10 protein-coding genes are annotated in these 8,735 nt (G+C 39.9%); 9 read left to right on the top strand and 1 reads right to left on the bottom strand.

From position 1 onward, the window contains the following. The first annotated feature begins 150 nt into the window (after positions 1-150). The gene (locus tag ACKWCC_RS18880; RefSeq protein ID WP_413997533.1) at positions 151-453 is read left to right on the top strand and encodes a helix-turn-helix domain-containing protein; all 303 of its coding nucleotides are present in this window, start codon (positions 151-153) and stop codon (positions 451-453) included. A 299-nt stretch (positions 454-752) separates the two neighbouring features. Here the strand turns inward: ACKWCC_RS18880 and ACKWCC_RS19395 are convergent, their stop codons facing one another. Next, positions 753-923, bottom strand: a complete 171-nt coding sequence (locus tag ACKWCC_RS19395) for a group II intron maturase-specific domain-containing protein (RefSeq protein ID WP_462043256.1) — start codon at positions 921-923, stop codon at positions 753-755. Positions 924-1,030: 107 nt separating this feature from the next. On the opposite strand from ACKWCC_RS19395, the gene ACKWCC_RS18870 reads away from it, so the two are divergent. From ACKWCC_RS18870 to ACKWCC_RS18835, 8 genes are all read left to right on the top strand, one after another. Further along, positions 1,031-2,160, top strand: a protein-coding gene (locus ACKWCC_RS18870) for an IS3 family transposase (RefSeq protein WP_413997532.1) whose coding sequence is annotated in 2 segments (ribosomal slippage) — positions 1,031-1,292 and positions 1,292-2,160 — 1,131 coding nt in all. Because the reading frame shifts where the segments join, the coding sequence is not laid out codon by codon here. Positions 2,161-2,779: 619 nt separating this feature from the next. After that, on the top strand, positions 2,780-2,968 hold the full coding sequence (locus ACKWCC_RS18865; RefSeq protein WP_413997531.1) for a type II toxin-antitoxin system HicA family toxin: 189 nt from the start codon (positions 2,780-2,782) through the stop codon (positions 2,966-2,968). Between the two features lie 4 nt (positions 2,969-2,972). Next, positions 2,973-3,368 carry a helix-turn-helix domain-containing protein gene (locus ACKWCC_RS18860; protein WP_413997530.1) on the top strand — a complete coding sequence of 132 codons (396 nt, stop codon included), beginning with the start codon at positions 2,973-2,975 and terminating at the stop codon, positions 3,366-3,368. Positions 3,369-3,976: 608 nt separating this feature from the next. Next, a complete protein-coding gene (locus ACKWCC_RS18855; RefSeq protein ID WP_413997529.1) occupies positions 3,977-4,222 on the top strand; it encodes an AbrB/MazE/SpoVT family DNA-binding domain-containing protein in 246 nt (81 codons plus the stop codon). Continuing rightward, positions 4,213-4,536 (top strand): type II toxin-antitoxin system PemK/MazF family toxin, encoded by a 324-nt coding sequence (locus ACKWCC_RS18850; protein WP_413997528.1) that lies wholly within the window; start codon positions 4,213-4,215, stop codon positions 4,534-4,536. Before ACKWCC_RS18855 ends, ACKWCC_RS18850 begins: the two co-directional genes overlap by 10 nt. Before the next feature lie 592 nt (positions 4,537-5,128). After that, complete coding sequence (locus ACKWCC_RS18845) at positions 5,129-6,646, top strand: ATP-binding protein (protein ID WP_413997527.1); 1,518 nt, start codon at positions 5,129-5,131, stop codon at positions 6,644-6,646. Between the two features lie 71 nt (positions 6,647-6,717). Next, positions 6,718-7,425 carry a hypothetical protein gene (locus tag ACKWCC_RS18840; RefSeq protein WP_413997526.1) on the top strand — a complete coding sequence of 236 codons (708 nt, stop codon included), beginning with the start codon at positions 6,718-6,720 and terminating at the stop codon, positions 7,423-7,425. A gap of 421 nt (positions 7,426-7,846) precedes the next feature. After that, complete coding sequence (locus ACKWCC_RS18835; protein ID WP_413997525.1) at positions 7,847-8,197, top strand: hypothetical protein; 351 nt, start codon at positions 7,847-7,849, stop codon at positions 8,195-8,197. Positions 8,198-8,735 lie beyond the last annotated feature (538 nt).

Genomic DNA, 8,735 nt, shown 5'->3' with positions numbered 1-8,735 from the left:
GTGATAATCACATTTGTAGACAACATGGCTGAGTTTCCTATATTTACCCATACAACAAAAATAGGCATAGCCCTCAGAACATGACCACCTGCAAAGCAGGTGGATTTTTAAGATGAATTAAACGAGCTGAAAGACTTAAAAAAGAATATTATGAAAACAAAAAATAACGTAACGAGTTGGGACGACCATTTAGATGCCAAATACGGAAAAAAAGGAACTGATACAAGAGAAAAGTTTCAAGAGGAATTTGAAGCGTTCAGAATTGGTGTATTAATCCAAGAAGCAAGGAAAAGTAAAAACTTAACGCAACAACAACTTGCGGATAAAGTTGGAACGACTAAAAGCTATATTTCTCGAATTGAGAACAATGCAAGTGACATTAGACTTTCTACTCTGATGAGAATAATTCGAGAAGGATTGGGCGGAAGTCTGAAACTATCGCTGAATGTCTAATTAGCGCGAAAAGTACTAATGGCAATCGAGTAGACGGCCCTGCCAGTAAGGGACAGGGTGCGCCTCTCACACCACCGTATCCTTCGACTTCGCTCTGGACAGGCCAAGTGGGTCTCGTATACGGCGGTTCGATAATGAAACTTATCGTCTGTAGTATTCCATCAAACTAACATAACCCTTCGTCTTTAACCGTTTTATGGTGATGGTAGTCCGCAGTATCGGGCTCTGGGCCACTGCCCATCCTCCCATTCTGGTTCTGCTCCACGCATAGGCATGGTCTTGGTCGATTCCCAGACGAATCAGGTTTTTCCGTTTTCGTTCCGGTTTCTTCCCCCGAGGGTTCGGGGATGCCAGATGCAATACCGTAATCGGTTTCTCAGCCACTCTTCCAGCTTTTTAAGTTTAGCTTGAATGGATGCCGGTCCAAAGTAATTTATCCAACCACGTACCAACAGATTGAGACGGGCGATACGTTCTTCAAAACTTACGGGTATCGTCTTTTTGGTCAGGTATTTATGTAAGCTTCCCCTAAAACCGAACTGTTTAAAAGTAGAATAATAATCTTAATTTAGACGGTATGAGAAAGAGCAGATTTTCACCCACACAGATTGCAAAGATTTTAAAAGAGTTCGACAACGGAAAGAGTGTTGACCAGATAAGCCGTGAGCACGGTGTTAGTTCCGCTGCGTTTTACAAATGGCGTTCCAAGTATGCAGGAATGAGCTCAAAGGAGCTAAAAAGGCTCAAAGAACTCGAACAAGAGAACACGCGACTCAAACAGATGTATGCGAGTTTGGCACTAGATCACCAGATGGCCAAAGAGATCATAGAAAAAAAGCTCTAAAGCCCTGTCGTAAACGAAGTATCGCCAAGGAGCTTGTTCATTACGGCATCAACAGGGCGTGCCGTGTTTTAAATATGAGCAAGAGTGTTTACTGTTACAAACCCTTGCCCAAAGACGATTCAGCTATAGAAGATGCACTTGAGAAAAAAGCAGAGGATCGTTCTGAAGAGGGCTTTTGGAAAGCTTACGACCGTTTACGGGAAGAGGGCAAACCTTGGAACCATAAACGTGTGCACCGTGTTTACGTAGCCTTGGGACTTCCTTTGAGAAGAAAGGTGAAGAAACGCTTGCCAACAAGAATTAAAGAGCCTCTAGAGGTTCCAAATGAGTTAAACCATACTTGGAGCATGGACTTTGTAACCGATGTCCTAGAGAACAAAAGGCGCTTCAGAGCATTTAACATTATAGATGATTTTAACAGAGAAGCACTTCATATTGAAGTAGATTATTCCTTGACAAGCAACCGCATTGTTTGGGTACTCAGCCATTTGATCAATAAAAAAGGGAGGCCCAAGAAGATACGTATGGACAACGGTCCAGAGTTTATCGCACAAATAACAAGTGAATGGAGTCAAATGCACGATATAGAATTTAAATATATCCAACCGGGAAAACCAACCCAAAATGCTTTTATAGAGCGATTCAATGGATCATACAGACGTGGGGTCCTTAATAAATACATTTTTGAAGACCTAAATCAAGTCAGAGAGCAAACCAAAATCTGGATGGATGATTATAACCATGAAAGACCGCACGATAGCTTAGGGAAAATCCCACCAGTAAAATATGCAAAACTTAATTCCTCTGGGGCTAGCCCCAGAGGAATTAAAAAACAAAATAAAAAAGTAATTTTGGAAAACTAAACAGTTCTAATCAAGGGAAGCTTACATTCGCACTTATGGCGATTGGTGGATTATTTTGGTTATCCGAAAAATTCTACGTCATAGAGGAACTAAATTCAGTTTACAGCTGGGCAAGAATTGTATTATATCTGGGACTCGCTGTTTGGGCATTTGGATTAATGAAAAAGGAGTCTAAAAAAAGAAACAAAAGGAAAGCGACAAAACGGATTTAAAATAAAAAAAAGCGGGACTTAACACTCGTATGGAATTGAAACTCTGAGTGAACCAATCCTAAGTCGCAAAAATTAAGCAAACGAAATTGAATAACTTTACCACAATGGATTTTACTCGGACGAAAAAAACGGAATTGAAAAGTTTGCGTGAAAGTAGAAACGCAATCATTGCGAAAAAGTACATTTGCTAACAAAAACTAAAATTAATTGCTGCCGATTTTCCTCACGGAAAATCTTGCCCAATTTTAGTAACTTCATACCACGCTGGAAACTCCTGCGGACGTTTCCGCAACCAATCTTAGCTCAAGCGTTGTAAGTAATGTTCGAAATCCGTCTTCGCAACAAAATTAGTTTTGAAAAAAGTAAATAATTATTTACCTTTGAAATCTAAATCAAAGCGAAACTGAGTGAAATGCTCCCAACTTTACCGAATATTAACTAAAGATGGTTGGTATGCAGTATCGCAAAAAGGTTCTCACGTGAAAATGAGACACGAAACAAAAAAGGGAACGATTATATTTCCAAATCACGGAAGCCAAGAAATGGGTAAAGGATTGGAAAAGAAAATTTTAAAAGACGCCGGAATTAAAAGATAAGATTATGGCAAAGAAGAAGAAAATAACAATGACAGTTGAAAAAACGAATACTGGGTTTTCTGCCTTTTCAGCGGACTATCCAATATTTACAACTGGACAATCCATTCCCGAACTGATCAACAACACATACGAGGCGACCGAATTACATTTTGAGGACGAAAAAATAAAAGTTGACCCAACCGATATTAGATTTGAAATAGATTTTAAACAATTCTTTAAGTTTTATAAGGTTTTAAATGCCAAATTTCTTGCCGAGAAGATTGGAATGAACGCTACTCTACTTTCTCAATATGTTTCAGGAACAAAAAAACCATCGGCGAAACAGACCGAAAAAATATTAAGCGGAATACACCAAATTGGGCAGGAATTAAGCGGAATAAATCTGTTGCAAACGAATTAAGAGAACGCGAAAAGCACTACTTACAATAACCAAACATTCGCGCGGTCGGTACCACCCAGCATACATGCACCGAAACTTCGGTATGGAACCACACCGGGCTCTTGGTATCTCTGTCTGCTACGTGAACCGGTCTGTACGGGGAGGGAGGTTCGCAGTGGCCCCTGGGCCGATACTGTTGTGGTTTTCGGTATTTCTTGACCCCGTGGGGATGCTTTCCACTCCACGGAGCCTTGAATCTCCTTCTCCATCGGGCACTTTTCAGCAAAACGTCCGTTCAGGGCCATAGGTGTCCCGCACGGCCATTGTGCCGTTTTTATTTATTTATCCGCAAAGAACACTGGAGCCCAGCACTGGAAACCCCCGGCCATATCCACAAGAAATATGACTCCATAAAGCACAGCTCCCATAAAAAAAACGGCCTAGGAATGTTGGCCCCTTTTTTCAAAACCCGCAGGGAATTTTTTTGAAAAACTTGTCAATGTTCCGACCAGAAATCCGATATTTAAAAAGGAATCCTTCAACACAAAAAAGGGCAACCTATTTCAGGACAGGACAAAATTTGCGTATTCGATAAAATGTAATAACTTTGTACTCACATAAATAAAATTATGGAAACACCAATTATTAAAATAGGAAATTCCAAAGGCTTGCGTCTAAGCAAAACAATATTGGAAAAGTACAATATCAAGGACAAAGTGGAAATGATTCTGGAAAAAGGACAAATAATCCTGAAACCAATCGATAGTCCGAGAAAAAATTGGGACATGGCGTTTGAAAAAATGCGGGAAAACAATGACGACCGCTTATTGTTCAACGATGTATTTGAAGACGAAAACTTTGAGGAATGGAATTAAAACAGTATTCCATAGTTCTCGTAAATCTAGACCCCACAATTGGCAGCGAAATCAAGAAAACACGTCCTTGTGTAATTTTATCGCCCAATGAAATCAACAAGTATTTGAATACCATCGTGGTCGCACCAATGACAACGAACCTGAAAAAATACCCGACCCGAATTCAGGTGCAACACAATGCCAAGAAAGGTATGGTTGCAATCGACCAGATTCGGACAATTGACAAAGCACGGATAGTAAAAAAGTTCGACCGATTAACACGATCGGAGATTAAAAAATGTAAGGATATCATTCGTGAGACCTTCGTGGACTAAAACCAGAAACGGTTTGGCAGTGCGGGAAAGTACTAATGACTATGACCAAGCATTCATATGGTTGGTACTGCCCCAAATGCATGCACCTAAACTTCGATGTTGAACCACACCGGGGCCTTGGTCTGTTCGTCAGTTATTGGGATCGGTCTAACTTGGGGAAGCGGTTTGCAGTGGCACCTGGGCCGATACTTTTTTATTTTTCAGCATTTTTTGACCCCGTGGGGATGCTTTCCTTTCTACGGAGCCTTGGATTTCCGTCATCATCGGGCATTTTTCAACAAAACGTCCGCTTAGGGCCATAGGTATCCCCCACGGTCATTGTGCCGTTCTGATCTTTGGGTCTCCGGTACAAAATACACTGGAGCCTGGGACTGGAAACCCCCGAGCACATCCACAAAAAATATGACTCGATAAAATACAAATCATACAAAAAGAAAACGGCCTAGGAATGTTGGCAACTTTTTTCAAAACCCGCAGGGAATTTTCTTTGAAAAAATGGTCCATGTTCCGACCAGAAATCCGATATTTAGAAATAGATTCTTTAACACAAAAAAAAGGCAACCTATTTCAGGACAAGACAACAAATTAAGAAATGCAAATCAAATTATCATTCGTGAAGGACCCATTGGTTTTACCCAAGAGGTTTGAAATTTTAGAGCGACAAGTCAATGAAAAAGGCGGAGAGATTTCTAAAATTGTTCGGAAAATTGATTCAGCATCTGCACACTTAGAGAGCCTGTTGGGTAAAGTTAGCGTTGGAGGTACAGGTCAATTCCAACTTTTTGTTGGAGAATCAGGATCGGGTAAAACAACCTTTTTACGCACTCTTCCAAACTTTTTTGACAAGCTTTACAGCCGTTCTTTCTCAAAAAATGATTCTTTCAATGATATCATTGCGGACATAAAGTCCAGTTCACACCTTAATGGTTTCAAGGTATTCATAATAGATGAGCAAGATAACCCAACAATCAATGAAAAAGAACTACGTGAGTTTTTTGAAGAAATGCGTGTGCTTTTCCGGACGAACGAAGGTAATGTTTTGATTATATGGCCCATAACAGACTTTGAGGCTGCTAAAAAAATTGGGGATATAGCTTGGACTATTGGCAGGGAAAGTATTTCACCAAACTCTGGGCCACAATATCAGTTCAAAGGATTAGATAAGTCACTTTACTTCGATGTTGCCGATGATACAATTAGAAGCTTAAATAATGGTGAAAGCTTAGACTCGTTCGGAATAACCAAAGAAATTACGGATGGTTTACTGAAAGACTGTACTACAATCGGACAGTTTTATTCGAAAATTGAGGATGTCGCCATTCAAATAAATGAAAAGACTTGGAAGATTCTAGAAGAGAAAGTAAAACCTAAGGTTTGGGTCCTTCTTCCTGGCGACACGTCAAAGGAATTAGACAGAACAGTAAGATCCCTCACCCAAGGCATAGATTCCAAAGTAGATATTGACAGAATGTGTGCGTATTTGGATGATGACAGCAACAAAAGTGCATATCTAAATGATTGGAGGAAAAGAAGAGTTGATGCTGGATTTCTTTTTCGCTTTCTAGATGTTCGCTTGTTTAGTGTCTCTCCAAACCTATCTTTATCAGCTATTCGCGTTTATGGTTCGGAATCTACAAAATCCAGCCTAAAGAAGAAATCCGAAGCCAAGAAAATTTGTCATGATCTAATTCGCAGAAGTGACTTTTATCTTGCCTTACTCGGTAAGACTGATAGCTCTAAGCGAAGTGTTCGTGCAACCAAAGAAGAAGCACAAGCCGAGTACTTGAGACTTCAACAAAACGCGAAATCAGGTGACAAAGAACTAAACAAGGCAATTTCCAAAGCGCTCGAAGAGGTCCTAAAGGAAGATGGTTTTAAAGGAATTAAAATCAAGTGTGAAAAGCAAGAACTTCGGGGAACAAACCTTAAACCAGATATTGAAATTGACCTTACTTCTAAAGAGGTAGTATGTCTTGAGCTGACATGGCGGTCAAGTGGTCAAGAAGTTCCAAATGAAATAGCCGCAAAGCAAAATACCTTAGGAACAGGTCATATTCAAAAGTACATTCTTGAAAAAATAATGGAATTTGTAAAGGAACTAGAAATATAAAAAAGCTCACAACATCGCCTATACAAAATGCCCTTCGGGACACTACGCATAGCAAAACTTTTGGCTACTATATGAACGAAACGGAAAGCACAATATTAGATAATTCTAAATTCTATTTATTTGGAATAGAACTAGCATTAGTGGAATTTAAAAACTATCAAAATACTATCGAAAGATTTTTAGAAGCAGAAAAGAAAACCTTGGAGGAATCTTATCAAGACAGAATTTCAAAGTTAAGTAAGGACGAGTATGATTCTTGGAACAGAATAGCTGAAAATTATAGTGACAGATATAGTGATATCGCACGAATATTTCCGCACAATTTTAGGGCTTCTTTTTTAATTCAAATTATATCATTTATTGAACACGAGTTAAAAGAAATTTGTGAACAATATGAATTTTCAAAGGAGACCAGATATTCAATAAATGACTTAAAAGGAAATAATGATATTGAAAAATCAAGACAATATCTGACTAAATCTTGTAATGTGAATTTTGATAATCTAAATCCTGAATGGCAATTCATATTAATGGTTAAGCGAATCAGGAACAAACTTGTTCATCATCAAGGTTTTGTCAAAAAAGTTGAAAAAGACTGGGGATTATTTAACGACTTCAATAGAAAAAAGGAATTTTTTGACTTTTCAACAAAAGGAGAATTAGTTGAAAGCCCCAAATTGATAATCAGAAATAGATCATTGAATGATGAACTATTGAATAAAACGGAACGATTTTTTAAAAAACTATTAGAAAAGGAATTAAAATACAGTCCCCAATAACCAAACATTCGCGCGCTCGATACCACCCATAATGCATACACCGAAACTTCGGTATGGAACCACACCGGGCCCTCGGCCTCTCTGTCTGCTAAGGGAACCGCTCTGTACGGGGAGGGAGGTTTGCAGTGGCACCTGGGCCGTAAAACCGACCCGCCCATTGGCAAGGGAGGTCATGCGACGGTTGCTCATGGAGATGTTATGGCCATGCGCACCATAAAAAACACCTCATGTTCAGGGTTCGCAAACGGCCTCTCGGCATACGCCTCCCAATCCTTGGCTTATCCCGGCGGGCGCTCAGCCCCTCATTTTGGCCATCACCTCGATCTAAAATAGGCAATTCTCCACGGAACTCTAAAAATCAAAAAACTAATCGATAAATTTGACCTGACATACAAAAATCAAGGCTTTCACAAAACACGCAATGGCAACACCCATAATTGACGCTGATTCAAATAAAAAAATGAAGACGATCACAAAGAGACTTGTTGAGCAGAACAAGCGACTCGCCATAATCCTTACTTGTGCAACTGCCCTACTTTTTGTTCCTCTTTTAGGAATGGCGCTTACAGATGAAATCCATTGGAAGACATTGGACTTCATCGTTGCAGGTGCACTGTTATATGGATCGGGACTTACGCTTGAGTTCATCTTAAGAAAGATAAAAACCAAGAGAAACAGGCTTCTGTTGATACTAGGTTTGTTCTTGGTCCTAGTACTTGTCTGGGCCGAACTTGCCGTTGGCGTTTTCAACACGGTGTTCGCAGGCAGCTAGTTTGCCTTGGGGGTTTGGATGGGACTGGCCAGGTTTTCAATTTTGGGCAAAGCATAACAAAGGGCTGATTTTTCTAATGCCTTTGATCTATTGTACCCTTGCCCTTGGGTTGCTCCCTTACGGAACGCGAAAAGTTATTGGTGAAAAATGTACGGTTTAAATGGCCAAACCTCCCATGTGTCGTTTTGTGGAAGTATGGAATTGGAAACGTTTTTGAAAGCAACATTGTTGTGTGCCCATACCTTGTTGCACGTTTACAGACTTCATAAATGTATGCCCCAATGGAACTGAATTACGAACCGAAAGATCATGACCTATCCCAATAACCATTTGCCCATAACCAAGCGCGGACGCAACCCAATGGAACGTTCTGCATCCTTACCACATCAGGGCAAGGCCCAAAAAGAAGGGATGCTGAAAGCTACCCTGTCTTCGTAGTATTCAAAACTAGGGATTTCCAATCATTGTTGTTGATGTTCATGTCGTGTTGAAATGTGGGTATCTCTTTTTTGAGATATCCATATTTCAATGCGAAGCG

The sequence above is a fragment of the Maribacter aquimarinus genome (genome assembly GCF_047345505.1).
Classification (GTDB): domain Bacteria; phylum Bacteroidota; class Bacteroidia; order Flavobacteriales; family Flavobacteriaceae; genus Maribacter.
The sequence above is the reverse complement of the archived record's forward strand: the minus strand, read 5'-3'. Positions and strand labels throughout refer to the sequence as shown.